Origin of the sequence: [Clostridium] innocuum, from assembly GCA_012317185.1 — a bacterium.
GTDB classification, from domain to species: Bacteria; Bacillota_I; Bacilli_A; order Erysipelotrichales; family Erysipelotrichaceae; genus Clostridium_AQ; species Clostridium_AQ innocuum.
Window position 1 is genome coordinate 661,380 of sequence record CP048838.1, and the last position, 17,962, is coordinate 679,341.

The 17,962-nt window shown below is 42.1% G+C and carries 16 protein-coding genes; 15 read left to right on the forward strand and 1 reads right to left on the reverse strand.

What is annotated here, in order from left to right; all coding sequences use genetic code 11:
* The first annotated feature begins 1 nt into the window (after window position 1).
* From G4D54_03320 to G4D54_03345, 6 genes are all read left to right on the forward strand, one after another.
* A complete protein-coding gene (locus tag G4D54_03320) occupies window positions 2-940 on the forward strand; it encodes an ABC transporter permease (GenBank protein ID QJA01519.1) in 939 nt (312 codons plus the stop codon).
* A gap of 12 nt (window positions 941-952) precedes the next feature.
* Entirely contained in the window at window positions 953-1,966 is a 1,014-nt protein-coding gene (locus G4D54_03325) for an ABC transporter ATP-binding protein (GenBank protein ID QJA01520.1), read from the forward strand.
* Entirely contained in the window at window positions 1,963-2,937 is a 975-nt protein-coding gene (locus G4D54_03330; protein QJA01521.1) for a dipeptide ABC transporter ATP-binding protein, read from the forward strand. The genes G4D54_03325 and G4D54_03330 overlap by 4 nt, the downstream gene beginning before the upstream one ends.
* A 125-nt stretch (window positions 2,938-3,062) precedes the next feature.
* On the forward strand, window positions 3,063-3,644 hold the full coding sequence (gene gmk / locus G4D54_03335) for a guanylate kinase (protein ID QJA01522.1): 582 nt from the start codon (window positions 3,063-3,065) through the stop codon (window positions 3,642-3,644).
* Window positions 3,641-5,539, forward strand: a complete 1,899-nt coding sequence (locus G4D54_03340) for a S9 family peptidase (GenBank protein ID QJA01523.1) — start codon at window positions 3,641-3,643, stop codon at window positions 5,537-5,539. The genes gmk and G4D54_03340 overlap by 4 nt, the downstream gene beginning before the upstream one ends.
* A 296-nt stretch (window positions 5,540-5,835) precedes the next feature.
* Window positions 5,836-7,041 (forward strand): ATP-binding protein, encoded by a 1,206-nt coding sequence (locus tag G4D54_03345; GenBank protein QJA01524.1) that lies wholly within the window; start codon window positions 5,836-5,838, stop codon window positions 7,039-7,041.
* A gap of 262 nt (window positions 7,042-7,303) precedes the next feature.
* Here G4D54_03345 and G4D54_03350 read toward each other — a convergent pair whose 3' ends face one another.
* Window positions 7,304-9,208 carry a PTS transporter subunit EIIA gene (locus G4D54_03350; protein ID QJA01525.1) on the reverse strand — a complete coding sequence of 635 codons (1,905 nt, stop codon included), beginning with the start codon at window positions 9,206-9,208 and terminating at the stop codon, window positions 7,304-7,306.
* Between the two features lie 166 nt (window positions 9,209-9,374).
* On the opposite strand from G4D54_03350, the gene G4D54_03355 reads away from it, so the two are divergent.
* The 9 genes from G4D54_03355 (at window position 9,375) to G4D54_03395 (ending at window position 17,956) form a co-directional block, all read left to right on the forward strand.
* Complete coding sequence (locus G4D54_03355; protein QJA01526.1) at window positions 9,375-9,692, forward strand: PTS lactose transporter subunit IIBC; 318 nt, start codon at window positions 9,375-9,377, stop codon at window positions 9,690-9,692.
* Window positions 9,689-10,945, forward strand: a complete 1,257-nt coding sequence (locus G4D54_03360) for a PTS sugar transporter subunit IIC (protein QJA01527.1) — start codon at window positions 9,689-9,691, stop codon at window positions 10,943-10,945. The genes G4D54_03355 and G4D54_03360 overlap by 4 nt, the downstream gene beginning before the upstream one ends.
* Window positions 10,946-10,950: 5 nt before the next feature.
* The gene (locus G4D54_03365; protein QJA01528.1) at window positions 10,951-11,280 is read left to right on the forward strand and encodes a PTS lactose/cellobiose transporter subunit IIA; all 330 of its coding nucleotides are present in this window, start codon (window positions 10,951-10,953) and stop codon (window positions 11,278-11,280) included.
* A gap of 5 nt (window positions 11,281-11,285) precedes the next feature.
* Window positions 11,286-12,695 carry a family 1 glycosylhydrolase gene (locus tag G4D54_03370; protein ID QJA01529.1) on the forward strand — a complete coding sequence of 470 codons (1,410 nt, stop codon included), beginning with the start codon at window positions 11,286-11,288 and terminating at the stop codon, window positions 12,693-12,695.
* Window positions 12,696-12,902: 207 nt separating this feature from the next.
* The gene (locus G4D54_03375) at window positions 12,903-14,525 is read left to right on the forward strand and encodes a peptide ABC transporter substrate-binding protein (GenBank protein ID QJA01530.1); all 1,623 of its coding nucleotides are present in this window, start codon (window positions 12,903-12,905) and stop codon (window positions 14,523-14,525) included.
* 141 nt (window positions 14,526-14,666) lie between these two features.
* Window positions 14,667-15,869 (forward strand): M20 family metallopeptidase, encoded by a 1,203-nt coding sequence (locus G4D54_03380; protein QJA01531.1) that lies wholly within the window; start codon window positions 14,667-14,669, stop codon window positions 15,867-15,869.
* A gap of 235 nt (window positions 15,870-16,104) precedes the next feature.
* A complete protein-coding gene (locus G4D54_03385; protein QJA01532.1) occupies window positions 16,105-16,566 on the forward strand; it encodes a PTS sugar transporter subunit IIA in 462 nt (153 codons plus the stop codon).
* A 15-nt stretch (window positions 16,567-16,581) separates the two neighbouring features.
* Window positions 16,582-16,896, forward strand: coding sequence for a PTS fructose transporter subunit IIB (locus G4D54_03390; GenBank protein QJA01533.1), 315 nt, complete (start codon window positions 16,582-16,584; stop codon window positions 16,894-16,896).
* 10 nt (window positions 16,897-16,906) lie between these two features.
* Window positions 16,907-17,956 carry a PTS fructose transporter subunit IIC gene (locus tag G4D54_03395; protein ID QJA01534.1) on the forward strand — a complete coding sequence of 350 codons (1,050 nt, stop codon included), beginning with the start codon at window positions 16,907-16,909 and terminating at the stop codon, window positions 17,954-17,956.
* The last annotated feature ends 6 nt before the right edge of the window (window positions 17,957-17,962 follow it).

Genomic DNA, 17,962 nt, shown 5'->3' on the forward strand with positions numbered 1-17,962 from the left:
TATGAGTGATAAATTATTGCAGGAAGAATTGAGCGACGATCTGTTTGAACGTCTGGATGATTCTGAAAAAAATGCGGAAAAAATAGCATATGAAAGCCGGACCTATCTGGCGGATGCATGGCATCGGTTCCGACAGAACAAGCTGGCATTTGTAGGCTTCTGCTTCCTGATGTTCATGCTGCTGTGTGCGATTATCATACCAATGGTATCCCCCTATACCTATGACGGACAGAATCTGGAGCTGCGCAATATAGGTCCGTCTCTTCAGCATTTGATGGGTACCGATAAATTCGGTCGTGACATTCTGGTTCGTATCATGTGGGGCGGACGTGTTTCCTTAAGCGTCGGCTTTGCGGCAGCGCTGATTTCTCTTGGTGTCGGTGTTCTCTACGGAGGAATTGCCGGCTACTTCGGCGGTAAAATTGATATGGCAATGATGCGGTTTGTGGATATGATGTATTCCATCCCGGATATGCTGTATGTCATTATGATCGTTGTGGTCATGGGACCGTCGATGAGCTCCATTCTGATCGGTATCTGTATTTCGTCCTGGATGGGGATGGCCCGGCAGGTACGAGCACAGGTCATGACGCTGAAGGAACAGGAGTTTTCCCTTGCAGCCAAGGTGCTGGGAGCGGGAACCGGACGTATTATTTTCAAGCATCTGATTATCAACAGCATGGGGCCGATCATCGTATCTGTCACGATGCTGGTTCCAAGTGCGATATTCTATGAAGCCTTTCTGGGCTTTCTGGGAATCGGTCTGAGCGCACCGCAGGCAAGCTGGGGAACGCTGGCCAATGAGGCAAGAAGTACCCTGACCTCGTATCCGCTGCAGACACTGTGGCCGATTCTGGCAATCTGTCTGACGATGCTTGCTTTAAACTTTATCGGTGACGGTCTGGGGGATGCCCTGGATCCGAAGAAAAAGAAGAAGTAGGGAGGGAATCATATGAGTATGCTGGAAATACAACACCTCTCTACCGATTTTGAAACAGAAAACGGTATGGTACACGCCGTGCGTGATGTGTCTTTGTCTGTGGATAAGGGAGAGGTTTTGGGAATCGTAGGAGAATCCGGTTCCGGAAAGAGTCAGACGATGTTTTCCGTTATGGGGCTGCTGTCAGGCAACGGAATCGTGAAGGATGGCAGTATCACCATTGACGGCAAGGAAATATCGCCAAAGGCTTTTTCCGACCGTAAGGAATATGAACAGGTAATGGATCACATCCGCGGAAATGATCTGGCAATGATCTTTCAGGACCCGATGACCTTTCTGAATCCGGTTCTGCGTATTGAAACGCAGTTAATGGAGCCGATTCTGAATCACATGGATATATCAAAGGAAGAAGCGAAAAAGCGCGCAATCGAATTGATGCGTAAGGTTGGTATTCCTTCTCCGGAGGCCAGAATACGACAGTATCCGCATCAGTTTTCCGGTGGTATGCGGCAGCGTATCATCATCGCAATCGCGCTGGCCTGCGATCCGAAAATCATTATCGCGGACGAGCCGACAACGGCGCTGGATGTGACCATACAGGCACAGGTTCTGGAATTGATTTCCCATCTGAAGGAGGAAATTGATTCCGGTATTATCATGATTACGCATGATCTTGGTGTTGTGGCGAGTATCTGTGATCGTATCGCGATTATGTATGGTGGAAAAATCGTTGAAACCGGGACGGTATTTGAAATCTTTGAGCATCCGCAGCATCCGTATACGATCGGTCTGCTGTCCTGTATTTCCAATCCGAATGAGCTGGAAAAAAAGGAATTGCATCCGATTCCCGGAAGTCCTCCCGATTTATTGAATATTCAGGAGAATTGTCCGTTTGCGGATCGCTGTGCAGCTGCAATGAAAATATGCAAGCTGCATATGCCGCAGGAAACACAGATATCTGCTACGCATCGCTGTTCCTGCTGGCTGCAGCATCCCAAGGCACACAAAGGTGGTGAAGTCCAATGAGTGATGCAGTATTGAAGGTGGAAAACCTGAAGGTGCATTTCCCGGTCAAGGGCGGCCTGTTCACAAAAAAACAGGTAGTAAAGGCCGTGGACGGCGTCAGCTTTGAAATCTATCCGAGAGAAACCTTCGGACTTGTTGGAGAAAGCGGCTGTGGAAAAAGTACCACCGGTCGTGCAATCGTCAAGCTTTATGAGCCTACAAGCGGAACGGTGTATTACCATGGAGAGGATGTTACGAAAATCAAAGGCAGCCATCTCGCGGAATTCCGCAGGAATGTACAGATGATTTTTCAGGATCCCTATGCAAGTCTGAATCCGCGTATGACGGTGGGAGAAATCATTCGCGAGCCGATGGATATTCATCATATTTTCAACACGAAGGAAGAGCGGGAACAGCGGGTTCGCGAGCTGCTGGATATTGTCGGGCTGAAGCCGGATCACATCCGCCGTTACCCGCATGAATTTTCCGGTGGACAGCGGCAGCGTATCGGAATCGCTAGAACGCTTGCCCTGAATCCGCAGTTCATCGTCTGTGATGAGCCGATTAGTGCACTGGATGTTTCCATACAGGCACAGGTCATCAATCTGCTGGAGCATATACAGAAGGAGATGGGGATTTCCTATCTGTTTATTGCACATGATTTGAGCATGGTAAAGCATATATCCGACCGAATCGGTGTCATGTATCTGGGAAATCTGGTGGAAATCGGAGAGAGTGACGATGTGTATCATCGACCGCTGCACCCGTATACACAGGCTTTATTGTCAGCGGTACCGATTCCCGATCCCCGTGTTGCTAGAGAAAAAAAGCGCATCGTACTGGAGGGCGAGCTGCCGAGTCCGCTGGATACCCCGAGCGGCTGCGTATTCCGTACCCGCTGTCCCAATGCCACAGAGCGCTGTGCCAGGGAAAAACCGGGAATGGTAAACGTTGGAAAACGAACGGTTGCCTGCTTCCTGTATGAAAAATAATGTAATCATATAAAAGGAAAACGAAGCACTGTCCATCCGGCTGTGTTTTCGTTTTTTTGAAAGAAAGGAAAAGGTATGGTATGCGGCGATCATTCCTGCTGCATATGATACCGGGAGGAAACATCATGAACAAGGGTTTACTGTTTGTATTAACCGGCGCCAGCAGTGTGGGAAAAAAGGATATCCGTGACCGGCTGCTTGGTGATGAACAACTGCATCTGAATTATTCCATTTCCATGACGACCCGTCCAAAACGCGGGGAGGAAGTGGATGGCAGGGATTATTATTTTGTCAATCATGAAGCCTTTGCGCAGGCTTTGCGAAATCGTGAGCTGCTGGAGTATACAGAGTTTGACGGCTATTACTATGGAACACCAAAGCATCAGGTGGATTTCCTGCTAAATAGTGGGAAAAATGTCATGGTTGAGGTGGAAGCACAGGGTGTGGGACAGATCAAGCTACAATATCCGGATGCTTTGTGCGTATTCGTGGAACCGGAAAGCATGGAGGAGCTGGAGAAACAGATCATGTTACGGTATCGGGACGATGCTGCCAGCGCACAGCGCAGAATTTCCAAGGCGCTGGTTGAACTGGAATTATCATCACTGTTTCGTCATACGGTTAAAAATACGGATGTCGATGCGGCATATGAGGAAATCCGCAGATTACTGGATGAGCATATGCGTGAAAGAGGAAACAAGGCATGAAGAAACGCATAGAGAAAAACGACCTCTATCAGCTGCACCTGCTGAGCGGTTTGAAAGCATCTCCTTCCGGGAACCGTCTGGTTTATGTGCATACGCAGATGGCGAAAGCAAGTGATACGTATGAAAAAAGTCTGTGGCTGCTGGAGGGAGGTAAGAATTTCTGTATCTATCAGAAGCAGCAGTTTTCCACCTTCCTGTGGGAAGATGAGCATACACTGCTGATCCAAAAGCCTGTCGGGGAACAGAAAACGGAATTTGTTCGTCTGCATCTGGATACCTTATGTACCACACCGGCCTTTACGATATCTGCGAATGTTGTACAGCTGCAAAGGATAAGTGAACAGCGTTATGCTTATCTGGCAGAAGAATCCGTACAAAAAAATAATGACGATGACACCATCGTACTGACACAGATTCCATTCTGGGATAACGGTGCCGGATATATTAGCGGGAAGCGAAACCACCTGTATGTCTTTGAAGAGAAAAGTCAGATATCCACAGCGTTGTTTAAAGGAAACTGGCATGTGGAAAACCTGACGGTTTCAAATTCGCAAATTGTGTGCAGTGCACAGGAGTATTCCACAAAGAAACCGCTGACGCAGGGAGTTTTCACCTTTTCCACAGAAGCTATGGAAAGAAGGGAAATTCTTCCCTGTGATGAAATGCGCATAGAGTGTGTTGTCTGTGAGGAGGATACGGTTGTTTTCACAGGAACGGATATGCAGAGGTATGGCAATGAAGAGGCGGCGGATTTCTATGTCTGGACGAAAGAACAGGGGCTTAAAAAGCTGCTGGATTGCGAGCATTACGCATATTGCAATATTGTGACCGACTGCCATGTCGGAGCCTCCACGTCCATGCTGATGAAGGATCAGATTGTATACCATTTGAAAAACGAAGAGGGACGCTGTCTGCTGTATGCGCTGTCCATGGATGGTGAGGACATCTGTCTGACACCAAAAGCCAATGTGATACGTGATATCGCCTTGGCGAAACAGGGCTGTTATACATTGGAAATGGAAGAAAATGCATTGGAGGAAATCTATTTCCGTAAATCTGATGAATGTCAGAAACTGACAATATGGAATGCGGAGTACTTACAGACACATACATGTGCACAGCCAAAGGAAGTCCTGTATACCAATCGTGACAAAGGCACACAGAAGGGATGGATTCTGTATCCCGCCGATTATGAGGAAGGGAAGCGCTATCCGGGTCTGTTGAGTATCCACGGAGGACCGCGCTGTGCATTTGGAAATGTGTTCAATCATGAAATGCAGATGTTCGCATCCATGGGCTATATGGTGTTTTATACAAACCCAAGAGGCAGCGATTCCTTTGGTGAAGAATATGCGGATTTGCGGGGGAAATACGGTACGATTGATTATGAGGATCTGATGGCGTTTACAGATGAAGTAATTCAGGAAACCCCTGCACTGGAGAGTGAACGCTTAGGCGTGCTTGGCGGAAGCTATGGCGGTTTTATGACAAACTGGATCATCACGCAGACAGAGCGCTTCAAGGCTGCGGCTTCCCAGCGAAGTGTTGCGAACTGGATTTCGGATTTTGGTACCAGCTGCATCGGCTATAGCTTTGATCCCAATGAGATGCAGACCACGCCATGGAAGGACGTCATGAAAATCTGGAAGGCTTCTCCGCTGGCCTATGCGGACTGTGTTAAGACACCGACGCTGTTCATCCATTCACTGGAGGATTATAATTGTCCGTTGAGCGAGGGACTGCAGATGTTTACAGCCTTGCAATATCATGATGTGGAAAGCCGCATGTGTCTGTTTCCAGAAGAGAATCATGAATTGAGCAGAAGTGGAAAACCGAAGCACAGACTGCGCAGACTGCAGGAAATGGCAGAGTGGTTTGACGCACATTTGAAATGAGCAGGAGAGCGGTTATCATGCGCAGTTGATAATCGCTTTTTTGTGTTCTTACAGATTGCTGTTCCTAGTTTCTGTATGTTATGTTTTATGAATGAGCGTCAGTAAACTATCGTATTATAGGAATTTATTGAATATCCTGATATAGTTTTAAAAGGGCTTCTTTTCTGAATTTAAGCAAAACTCATTATCGATTATAATCGAAAAAAATAGAGAAAATGATATAATTTCGATTATAGTCGATATACAGTTGAAATTATATCTTATTTCGATTATAATCGAAATAAGAGGTGATGCTCATGCTATATCGTGAGAACTATATTCAAAAGATAGCTGGTTTTAAAGATATGGATGTAATTAAGGTTATAACCGGACTTCGCAGAAGTGGAAAATCGACAATTATGAGACAGGTTCAGGAATACTATGAAAAAACAGGAATTTCACCTAATCAGATACTTTACTATAATTTTGAATCTTATGAATACATCGACCTGTTAGATGATAAGAAGCTATATATGCATATTAAGAATGAAGTTCAACATATTCAAGGTTGCTGCTATTTGTTCTTAGATGAAATTCAAAATGTAAAGAATTGGCAAAAATGTATCAATGCCCTGCAGGTTGATGTACGATGCGATATATACATTACAGGTTCAAACGCCAAGCTATTATCAGGGGAACTAGCTACTTATATTGCAGGAAGATTTGTTGAAATTAAGGTTTTTCCATTTTCGTTTAAAGAATATGCTGCTGCGCAAAAGGATCAGAATAGAGAGATAATATCAAAGGTTTTATTTCAGGAATATTTGCAGTATGGAGGAATGCCGTTTGTAAGTTATTTAAATGATAAAGAAAAGTTCAAAGAATATATGAGCGGGGTCTTTTCTACGATTGTATTAAATGATATGATTTCAAGAAATAATGTTCGAAATCCATTGATTATGGAACGGGTTTTAACGTATGCAGTTGATAATATAGGACATTTGATATCAGCCTCAAGCATTGTTAAATATTTAAAAAATGAGCAATTAAAAGTCAGTATAGATACCGTTATTTCTTATTTGAAAATGGGATCAGATGCATTACTCTTTCAAAAAACACCACGGGGTAATTTATTAGGGAAAGAAGTATTAAAGACACAGGAAAAATATTACATCTGTGATCATGGCTTTAAACAATATCTATTTCATAGCAATATACGTGATATTGAACTGGTGCTTGAAAATATAATATGCATTGAAATGCTTCGAAGAGGATATGATGTTTCTATAGGAGAAGTCATGAGGAAGGAAATTGATTTTGTTTGCAGGAAGAATGAAGAATGTCTGTATATTCAGGTAAGCTACCTGATGCCTGATAGTGCCACGAGAGAACGTGAATTTGCACCGCTGTTACTGATCAGAGATAATTATCCGAAATACGTTTTGTCTATGGATGAGCTGGATTTCAGCCAGCAGGGAATACAACATAAAAATATTATTGATTTTCTATTGGCTGAGGGATGATGAAATGATTGATATTTCATTTATCTGTATCATGATAATTCGTAACGTTTATCATACAATTCCAGTAAAAAAGCAGAGGTTTAACATAGGTTCTTACTCAATTGTGGGTGAATTTAAAACACGAAGAAATCAACACTATTGTAGTTATCAATAGATGTTGATTTCTTCTTTTTTGCAAACACCCTAAAGTAAGAAAGAACCTTAACATAGTCTTCTGCTTTTTTACGTGCTATGTTGCAGGATTTGTAAGCTATATGATAAATCATTCAGTAAGAAGCTTAATGAAAGCCTCATAGGTTTTAACCTTAATTAATTCCTGAATTATCGTGATATCCTGAAGCTTTTCCAATAAATTACTGTAAAGCTCTTTAAAAAATCTTCTCTGGTTGTGATTTATACCAATCATAATTATGATATTGACCTCAAAATATCCCCATTTCATAGGTGTAGTATTGACGATTACATAAGCGCAGTTTCTGCTTGTCGAGCAAAGAATGGAATGCGGTATTGCAACTCTGTTGTCAAAGCTTGTTGAGGTTATTTCTTCCCGCTCTAAGACAGACTGCGTGAAGGATGCAGGAGCTATTCCTGCATCAATCAGTTTTTCCGAGATATAATGTATCATGGCATTAGCATCAGACTCATAATGCTCCAGTTCAAACATATCTTTAGAAAAAAAGGAATTAAATTGATGTTTTAATGTGTTTGTATGCTGCTGTTCAATCAGTATATTGAGAAAATCGTGTATTTTATGCAAATCCTTTTTATCAAACAGAGGGCTGATCAATATCGTTGGAACAGCATACGATTTGTTTTGCTCACCGGAGGCGTCAATTATAAAATCTATTCCTTCTGTGTCGATCGAATGCGAACTTTGCATAATGGAAACAATATCAATTTTATTTTGAAATTCTTTTTGGAATTGATAAAGGTAATTTGAAACTGGATAATAGTATTCATTCATAATGAGCAATGCTCTATGTGTATGGCTTTCTTCTGCCTTTTTTTCAATCACCGCTCCGATATGCAAGGATATAAAGGTGATTTCATCTTTGTTGAGTCTACAGTGATATCGATTATGAATTTCATTTGCTATATAAACAGCGATATCATAAATGAGCGGGTTCTGAATAAAAATCTGATCGCTGAAAGGATTGACATTAAAGGTATTATTGTTCCAGCGAAACAATACATTTTTCAAATGAAGAGAGAAGAAGTTGATAAAATCAGAATCATTCAAATCAATATAATAAATATAATTGATGTTCTCTATCAGCTGTTTTGTGAATGCTATGTATTCCTGGCTGATGAAATTCTGTGTCTGTTTTTTTGTTTGAATACTACGATCCAATCTGGCAGTTTTACTCATAAGTAAAAATATTAGCTGATTTTTCTCCTCTGTATTAAACATAATATTATAGTTTGCTTCTATTTCCTGAATGATATTTGCTGCGCAGATGCTTTCCGGTTCTTTTTCCTGTGCTGAAGGTGTATTTTGTTGCTGCAGTGAATATTTATTTTGTAATCTTGATAACGTTATAATGACATGCGTTAAAATGTTTTTTATCGCATAATCACTGGCATAAAGCTTTTGCTGACGGGTATGATAAAGAATCAGATCCTTTAGCGTATCAAAGGAAATATGAATATCTTTGCATATAGCAAGAAGTGTATTATGAACCGTTGCAGAATCCTGTTCAGAAAGCAGATAGCGTATAAAAGAACGCTTGCTTTCTTCACTACCCTGAATGATTACTTTTCCGTTTGCACGCTGAAGAGAGAGATGGAAGTCTTTTATAAGACTTCGGATTTGTATCAGATCTTTCTCCATCGTTGAATAGCTGATATAAATCTCATCTGCAATATCATATAAATCAGCGTCCTGTGAAGAAGTTATAATTCTCTCCGAGATATATAAAAGACGTTCATTTTGTGATGAAAAATCATAAACGAAGGAATTGTCGGGCTTTTGATTGCAGGTACTATCCAGTGTGGAAAGCCGGTAGCCATTACTTGAAGATTGTATGATAAGTTTTTCTTCATTTATTTCACGGATATAATTTCGAATCGTCCGATCTGAAACATTAAGGCGTGAAGAAAGCTCTTTTCCTGTAACAGGATGATTTGCACTTGATAATAAAGCAAGTAGTTTCTTTTTCTTATCCATAACGATCTCCTTATTCTCACCTATATACCCTCCATGTATATATTATATATACATTCAATAAAAAGCACCAAATAATTCTTTTCCTACGCTTAGGAAAATTATGGAAAGACAGATATTCCGGTACATGTAATAATGAAAGTGCAAAGAGTGAAAGGAGATGAGTTACATGAAGATTTTACTGATTTGCGGAAACGGTGTATCAAGTGGGATGATTGCACAGAAGATTAGAAAGGCAGGAATAGCGAGGGGCTATGATGCTGTTTCTGATGCATACAGTTATTCTCAGCTGTCAGAGGTCGTTGATGAATTTGATGTTGTACTTGTCGCACCGCAAATGAAATTCAATGAGGATATGATTCGGGATATCTGTGCTCTGCATCAAAAGCCATATGCAGTACTGGATAACTTTGTCTATTCTACATTGGATGGAGAAAGAGGATTTGATACTGTATTGTCTTTATTAAATGAAAAGGAGAAGGTATGAAAAACATTTATGAGAGGATAACTGCCTGGCTGGCAGGTCCATTTAGTACGAAGATATCAAGATTTACACAAAATGCCTATGTTATGGCGATTCAGAATGGCTTTCAAACAGTATTGCCGATGATTCTTGTCGGATCTATTGCCAGTCTGATTAATACCCTGCGTAATTTCTGGGAATGGGTACCCGATCTGTCTTTGGTGAATCAGTATTCCTTTGGGTTGATTGGTATATTTCTGGTCTTTATCCTACCGTATAATATAATGGAAAATAAAAAGCAGAATCGTGCAAAGCTCATATCCGGATTTACCGGTGTTTCGGTTTTGCTGGCGTTGTGTAATCCGGTATTCAGTGATGGCAGTATTTCACTCAATGCCGGTTATATCGGAACCGGAGGGATGACGGTGGGTCTTTTGGTTGGCTTACTGATCGGTGCGATATTTGCTGTCTATTTCAAGCATGGTCTGTTTTCAAAGGATACAAGTCTGCCTTCCATTGTTGTGAACTGGTTTGAATCCATCGTGCCTGTGTTTCTTGTTATCGGCATCGCTATCCTGATTGCTGGCTATGGTGTTAACCTGTTCGATCTGATGGAAGAAGTAGTATCTCCGATAGCAGCTATTGGAAATACATACTTAGGCTTTGTATTATTGTATTTTATTATGGCATTATGCTACAGTCTCGGGCTGAGCGCATGGGCTGTATATCCTATTTTCCTTGCTTTGGCGTTAAATAATATTGCTGCCAATATAGATATGGTCGCAGCAGGTAAGGATGCAGTTTTCATCACTACAGTTGAGGTGGTATTCTGTGGCTGGTGCTGTATGGGCGGTATGGGCTGTACAATGCCTTTGAATATTCAAATGCTCCGTTCAAAATCAAAGAAAATAAATGCGATAGGAAAGGCAGCTATATTTCCATCCCTGTTCAATATCAATGAGCCTGTTATGTACGGCTTGCCTGTAGTATGGAATCCGATTATGATGATTCCCTATCTTCTGGTCTCCTTTATAGTACCATCGCTTGTTTATCTGGTTCTTACAGTGGGCTTTGTGGATATTCCAGCTAGAGCATTTCAAATGAACTTCCTTCCGCAACCCATCGCTACCTTCCTTATAAATTATGACTTCAGAGGGGTGATTTTCTGGATTCTGTTATTTATGTTGATTTATCTGATTTATCTTCCGTTTTTTAAAGTATATGAAAATCAGGAAATGAAAAAAGAAGCAGCGGAAGAAGGAAAGGAAACGGTATAGACAGTATGAAACAGACAAAAGAAGAATGCGTGATCACAGCTGCTATGAATATTATCCTGCATGCCGGAAATGCCAGAAATATTTTACGGGATGCAGGAAAACGGATCGCAGAGGGGCAAAATATGGATGCGATTGCACAGCAGCTGGAGGAAGCAAGGGATAGCATTCTGCTTGCACACAAGGCGCAGACTGATATACTGCATGAAGAAGCTGAAGGGAAACATATTGAGGTAACCGTTTTGTTCTCCCATGCACAGGATACGCTTATGACAACGCAAAGTGAATTATTCTTTGTGGAAACATTATATGAACTGGAAATGAACAGGAGGAAATAAACGTTATGAAATCAACTTTTTTATGGGGTGTTGCCACTGCAGCAAATCAGTGCGAGGGTGCCTGGCAGGAGGGAGGAAAAGGTATTTCCACTGCAGATATACTATACGATGGAACTGCCGGAGAATATCCGGAGAATTTAAAAATTTATCCGGAACGTTATTATACTTATCATACAGGAAATGACTTTTATCACCGTTATAAAGAAGATATCGCTTTAATGAAGGAAATGGGAATCAAGTGTTTCCGCATGTCAATTGCATGGACAAGAATTTATCCTAAGGGAATTGAAGATAAACCAAATGAGGAAGGACTGGCTTTTTATGATCGCGTTTTTGATGAGCTGAAAAAGCAGGGAATCGAACCGCTTGTAACAATATCACATTACGAAATGCCATTGTATCTGGTACAGGCATATGGCGGATGGAAACATAGATGCGTTATTGATCATTATGTAAAATATGCGAAAACAATACTGGACCGCTTTCATGAAAAAGTTAACTATTGGATCACCTTTAACGAAATGAATTTTATCAGTACGATACCGTTTTGTGCAGGAGGTCTGTTAATCAGAGGTAAGGATAATAAGGAACAGGATATGTTTCAGGGAGCACATCATCAACTGGTGGCGCATGCTCTTGTGACAGCCTACAGTCATGGATCATATCCGGATTTAAAGATTGGGTGCATGGTTTGCGGTACACTTGCCTATGCACAGACTCCGAATCCACAGGATGCTTTGGAACAGCTGGAATGTGACAGGGAAACCTACTATTATACAGATGTGTTTGTAAGAGGAAGATATCCGAATTATGCGGACAGTTTTTTGAAGAAAAAGCAGGTTGTTTTACAGAAACAGGAAGGTGACGATGAAATCTTAGCAAAGGGAAAGGTGGATTTCCTTGCATTCAGCTATTATTTCACTAGAATTGCCCCGATCAATCCGGATAACGATCCGGATTTAACAGATAATGAACGTATGCTTGGAAAACTCGAAAATCCTTATTTACAACGAACACAATGGGGTTGGGTAATTGATCCTGTAGGCTTCCGTCTCGCCTTGAATAAATTTTATGACCGTTACCAGATACCGCTGTTTGTAACTGAAAATGGTCTTGGCGCAAGAGATGTATTGTGTGAGGACAAAAGGATTCATGATGACTACCGTATTGATTATCTCAGACAGCATATCCGGGAGTTGAAAAAAGCAGTTGAAATAGATGGTGTTGATGTTATGGGCTATACCTCATGGAGTGGCATTGATCTGGTTTCCGCAACAACTGCACAAATTACGAAGCGCTACGGACATATTTACGTAGATTATGATGATCAGGGAAACGGTACTGGAAATCGATTTAAAAAAGATAGCTTTGCGTGGTATAAGAGAGTTATTGAAACAAACGGTGAGCAATTATAATAGAGGAGTCTGTAAAAGGAGTTGGTTACAGGCTCCTTTTATGCAGGTCTTATAATCAGGCAAATTTAATATTGAAAGAAGACCGGTATGCTTAATTTCTGTAAACACTTTTACTTTTATATAAGTTTTATGTTGAAAGTATTTACATTTATTGAAAAATAATCGAAAAGAAGGTATGATAATAAATGTAAAAAGGAGAGAAACTGTATGAAAAAGCTAAAAAAACTGATGTTATCGCTCTTCATGGGAATCAGTGTTCTCAGCCTGAGTGCCTGCGGGGGCGGGGAAGAAAGCAGCAGTGAGCTCAAGGTTGCACTTGGCGGACAGATTACCAGTCTGGATCCGGCGCTTGCGGATGACACGTATTCCATGATCGTAATTCAGAACATGTATCGTACCTTGTTCAAGCTGGACGAGGAAGGGAAGCTGGTAAAGGATCTTTGTGAGGACTATAAAGTCAGCGAGGATGGGAAAACCTACACATTTACCATTAAGGACGCAAAATGGAGTGATGGGGAAGCAGTAAAGGCAGACGACTTTGTTTACGGTATCAAGCGAGGACTTTCTTACGGTCCTGAGAATTCTTATAATGCACAGGATGGAAGAAAATACATTGTCGGAGCGCAAAAGGCTTATGAAAAGAATATGAAAATTAAGGATATGAAGGATGTTGGCGTAAAAAAGGTGGATGACAAAACCTTTACCATTGACTTGATTCAGCCTGTTCAATATTTTGACAAGCTGATGACACAGGGGATTTATACACCGCTTCGTTCTGATATTGCAAAGGAAAAGAATTCCGAATGGTCTCTATCGGCAGATGTACCGGTGAACGGACCATTCAAGGCAGAAAGTGTGAATCCTGCAGATGCGGTTGATCTGGTAAAGAATACAGAATATTACGAGGCAGACAAAACAACGCTGGAAAAACTGCACTTCAAGATTATGGAAGACAGCGTTTCTCAGTATCAGGGCTATGATGCAGGAGAGATTGATTTTGCTACCTATGTTGCAAATGAAGGATATACCAATTATAAAGGCAAGGATGATCTGTATCGGGTGGATCCATATGTATCCAATTACTTTATTGACATCAACTCCTTATCTACAGAAAATAAAGCACTGCAGGACGTCAATGTTCGTAAAGCAATGGCAATGGCAGTTGATCGTGACGGTATCGTAAAGGTACTGGATACAGGAGATTATGTAACGCCGCTGTTTGGTCTGGTTCCACATGGAATTCAGGGAGAAAAGGAAGATTTCCGTAAAGAAGCGGATGATGCAGGTAATTTAATTAAATATGATCTGAAGGGTGCACAGGCACTTATGAAGAAAGCTGGATACTCCGACAGCAAAAAGCTGACAATCAAATACAAGACGACCGGTCAGCAGGTAAATATGGATATCGCTCAAATACTGCAGGAACAGTTCAAGAAAATTTATATTGATTTGAAAATTGAACAGGTGGAACAGGGTGTCTTCTATCAGCAGGTAGATGGCGGTCAGTTTGAAACAAGCCGTTATGGTCTGAGTGCCACGACACTGGATCCTGCCGCAGCATATCTTGGTATGTGGCAGAAGGAATCTCAAGCGGTCCTGATTTTCGATGATGCAGAATACGAGGATCTAATGGCGAAGGCTGCACTGGAAACGGATGCTGTGAAGCGTATGCAGCTGCTGCATGATGCAGAGAATCGAATGATTGTTGAACAGGCTTACTTCATTCCACTGGTAACAAATACACAGGTGATGCTGAAAAAGCCGGGTGTGAAGGGGCTGGAACGTACACCGGCAGCAATGTTCTACTTTGAACATGTAACAATCGAATAGCACAATAAAGAAACAGAGAACCCATCTCTGTTTCTTATTCCATGTGACAGGCTTAATATAACTGCATGCTGTAAATGGATATGTAAATACTGATGTTAGTATCCTTAAGGTAATATTAATGAGAATAATGGAGGCTACGATATGAAAGAAGAAAGAAAAAAGCAGCTGGAAGAGCTGTATGCGGCAAAGGTGCAGGACAAAGCTGAGGAAATCAGCAAATGGATATACGAACATCCCGAAGATGGTGATCAGGAATTTTTGTCAAGTGCTTATATTTGTGAACAGCTGAAGGAGGCAGGCTTTTCTGTACAGCTCCCGTACGGGTCTTTGAAGACAGCATTTCGATGCGAGCTGAAGGGCAGTAAGCCGGGAGCGACCTATGCATTTTTGGCAGAATATGATGCCTTGCCGGGGTATGGTGAGCAGCATGATGAGCTTGCACATGCCTGTGGACACAACTGGATCGGAGCGGTGTGTGCGGGTGTGGGGCTCATGTTTGCACAGATGCAGGAGGAACTGGAGGGTACCATTGTTATTATGGGAACCCCGGCAGAGGAAACAACCGGTGGAAAATGTGTTCTTGTTGAGGAAGGCGCATTTGATGATGTGGATTTTGCCTTTCAGCTGCATCTGGGTGCAGAAAATAATGCACATGTCGTTACACTTGCCATGGACTCTCTGGAATTCACTTTTCATGGAAAAGCAGCTCATGCAGCTGCCTATCCGCATCTGGGAGTCAATGCCTTGGATGCGGTCAATCTGATGTTTACGGGAATCAGCTATCTGCGCCAGCAGATGCGCTGTGACACACGGGTGCACGGTATTATCACCAAGGGTGGAGAAGCATGCAATATCATTCCGGATTTGTGTGCGTGCAAATTTTACATCCGCGCAGCCGATAAGGCATATATGGAGGAAATCAGTGCGAAAATCGTCAATATCGCAAAGGGAGCTTCTTTCATGACGGGAACGCAGATGGAATATCGTAATTTTGAAAATACCTATTATGATCTGGTCAACTTGGAAAGCTTTCAGCAGCTGTATGTGGAAAATGCAAAGCTTTGCGGCTCCGGTGACTTTGTGGACAGTGATGCGGATGCCAGCGGCTCCAGTGATGTAGGAAATGTATCGCATGTCTGTCCGATGATGTACAGTGAGCTGGCATTAAAGGGACCAACACCCGCTTATGCGCATGATGTTAAATTTCTCGAATATCTGAAGCTGCCCTGTGCGGATGACAAGCTAAGAAAGGGAATCATCAGTCTGTGCTTAACCGTGTTCGATTTGTATGATGAAAAACAGCGTGAAGATATTTTAAATGAATTTGATGCTAGAAAAAACTAAGTAGATATTGATATATCCTGGAAAAGCAGGAGCATATACACACAAATAGAATTGCTGAACAACGAATGAAAACTGTCGGAAAAAATACCGGCAGTTTTTCTTTTAGGTATTTTGATAATGATTCAGGTAAAAAAGATATTGCATAATGTAAAAAATTCCTGTTGTAAAAAGGAAAAAGACGAAATTTATATTTTTTAAAATTCACTATAATAAAAGTAGATAAAGGAGAAGGAATATGGAGCTGAGAAAGATATTGCAGGAAGATGATATTCTGATTCCCATGCAGGCAGATTCAAAAGAGGAAGCAATACGGCAGCTTGCTAGGCTGTTGAAAGAGCATGAAATTGTAATTGATTTGGATGCGTTTGTAAAGGATGTCTTTTTACGGGAAGCGGAAGGTATCACAGGAATCGGAGACTATATTGCAATACCGCATGGAAAATCGAAGGGAGTGAAAGAAAACAGAATTGCGGTTGGCATATTGCAGGAGCCTATTTACTGGGAGAGTATTGATGAGCTTCCGGTAAAGGTGGTTATCCTCTTTGCGGTCTGCGCTCGGAAGCACGATGCAGATCAGAGTCATTTATCGATGATGGCGGCAGTTGCTAAATCACTGGCTTATGATGATGTGAAGCAGCGGCTGTATGAGGCGGAAAGCAGACAGGATGTCATGGAGGCTATTTTATCAAGACAGTGAAAGAAAGGTGAGCGTATGAAAATTGTAGGTATAACAGCATGTACAGCAGGAATTGCACACACGTATCTGGTAAGAGAAAAGCTTGTAAACGCAGCAAGGGAGCTGGGACATGAAATAAAGATTGAAACACAGGGCAGCATTGGCGTTGAGGATATTTTGGATGAGCAGGATATTGCACAGGCAGATGTGGTCATTATTTCAGCAGATATCGAAATATCCGGAAGAGAACGGTTTAAAGGAAAAAAAATTCTGGATATGCCAATGAAAATGGTAATGAAGGCGCCAAAAAAATTATTGATGCAGATAGAAGAAAAATTGAAAGAAAGCTGAGGTGGAGATAGTGAAAAAATTGCAACTGAAAAAACATGTTCTTACGGGGATTGCCTATATGATACCAGTAGTTGTAGCAGGCGGTATCTGTCTGGGGATTTCCAGGATTTTTGGAGGGGTGGATATTCAGGAAGGAACGATTGCGGCAGCGTTAGAGCAGATTGGAAATGCGGCGATTGGATTTACAGTTCCCGTGATTGCAGCAGGCATTGCATATTCGATAGCAAATCGCCCAGGTATTGCTCCGGGTCTTGCGGCGGGTACCCTTGCAAATGTTGTTGGTGCAGGATTTCTTGGAGGTCTTGCAGGTGGCTTTATCGCCGGTTACTTTGCATGGCTTGCAAAAACCTATATTAAGCCGCCGAAGCTGATTGAAGGCCTGATGCCAGTGCTTGTTATCCCGGTATTGTCAACGCTTGCTGTTGGCTTGGTATTTATGTATCTGATTGGTACACCTTTGGCAATGATACAGCAGGGTATGACTGACTGGCTTCTCTCCCTGCAGGGGGAATCAGGCTTTTTGATGGGTGCTATTATTGGCGGTATGCGCTTTGATATGGGTGGTCCGTTTGCACAGGCAGCAGGTGCTTTCTGTGATGCAATGCTTACACAGGGGGTCTATGCACCGAAGGCAGCAAGCATGGTCAGTGGAATGACACCGCCTGTTGGTGTTGCCATCGCAGTATTCTTAGCAAGAAAACGGTTTACAAAGGCAGAGCATGAAGCCGCAAAAACAGCACTTCCGCTAGGCTTATGCTTTATTACAGAAGGTGTCTTTCCATTCCTTGCAAGTGATCCGCTGCGTATTGTAGCGGCATGTACTGCGGGGAGTGCAATTTCCGGTGGTTTGGCAGTAATTTTCGGATGTCTGTGTCCGATTCCGGCAGGTGGTGTTTTCGCGATACCGTTTATCACAGAGCCATTCCTGTTTGTGGTCGCTTTCCTTGTTGGTGTAGCTGTAACCGCAGGTGTACTGCTTCTGTTAAAGCCGAATCGTAGCGCTGCTGCCGAGGATACCGAGGAGGACTATGATTTCACCATTGAATTCAATACAAAATAAGAAGGA

Excerpts from the sequence above, each read along its gene's own strand:
- G4D54_03320 (QJA01519.1), top strand. The coding sequence starts at position 2 with ATGAGTGATAAATTATTGCAGGAAGAATTGAGCGACGATCTGTTTGAA.
- G4D54_03325 (QJA01520.1), top strand. The coding sequence starts at position 953 with ATGAGTATGCTGGAAATACAACACCTCTCTACCGATTTTGAAACAGAA.
- G4D54_03330 (QJA01521.1), top strand. The coding sequence starts at position 1,963 with ATGAGTGATGCAGTATTGAAGGTGGAAAACCTGAAGGTGCATTTCCCG.
- gmk (QJA01522.1), top strand. The coding sequence starts at position 3,063 with ATGAACAAGGGTTTACTGTTTGTATTAACCGGCGCCAGCAGTGTGGGA.
- G4D54_03340 (QJA01523.1), top strand. The coding sequence starts at position 3,641 with ATGAAGAAACGCATAGAGAAAAACGACCTCTATCAGCTGCACCTGCTG.
- G4D54_03345 (QJA01524.1), top strand. The coding sequence starts at position 5,836 with ATGCTATATCGTGAGAACTATATTCAAAAGATAGCTGGTTTTAAAGAT.
- G4D54_03350 (QJA01525.1), bottom strand. The coding sequence starts at position 9,208 with ATGGATAAGAAAAAGAAACTACTTGCTTTATTATCAAGTGCAAATCAT.
- G4D54_03355 (QJA01526.1), top strand. The coding sequence starts at position 9,375 with ATGAAGATTTTACTGATTTGCGGAAACGGTGTATCAAGTGGGATGATT.
- G4D54_03360 (QJA01527.1), top strand. The coding sequence starts at position 9,689 with ATGAAAAACATTTATGAGAGGATAACTGCCTGGCTGGCAGGTCCATTT.
- G4D54_03365 (QJA01528.1), top strand. The coding sequence starts at position 10,951 with ATGAAACAGACAAAAGAAGAATGCGTGATCACAGCTGCTATGAATATT.
- G4D54_03370 (QJA01529.1), top strand. The coding sequence starts at position 11,286 with ATGAAATCAACTTTTTTATGGGGTGTTGCCACTGCAGCAAATCAGTGC.
- G4D54_03375 (QJA01530.1), top strand. The coding sequence starts at position 12,903 with ATGAAAAAGCTAAAAAAACTGATGTTATCGCTCTTCATGGGAATCAGT.
- G4D54_03380 (QJA01531.1), top strand. The coding sequence starts at position 14,667 with ATGAAAGAAGAAAGAAAAAAGCAGCTGGAAGAGCTGTATGCGGCAAAG.
- G4D54_03385 (QJA01532.1), top strand. The coding sequence starts at position 16,105 with ATGGAGCTGAGAAAGATATTGCAGGAAGATGATATTCTGATTCCCATG.
- G4D54_03390 (QJA01533.1), top strand. The coding sequence starts at position 16,582 with ATGAAAATTGTAGGTATAACAGCATGTACAGCAGGAATTGCACACACG.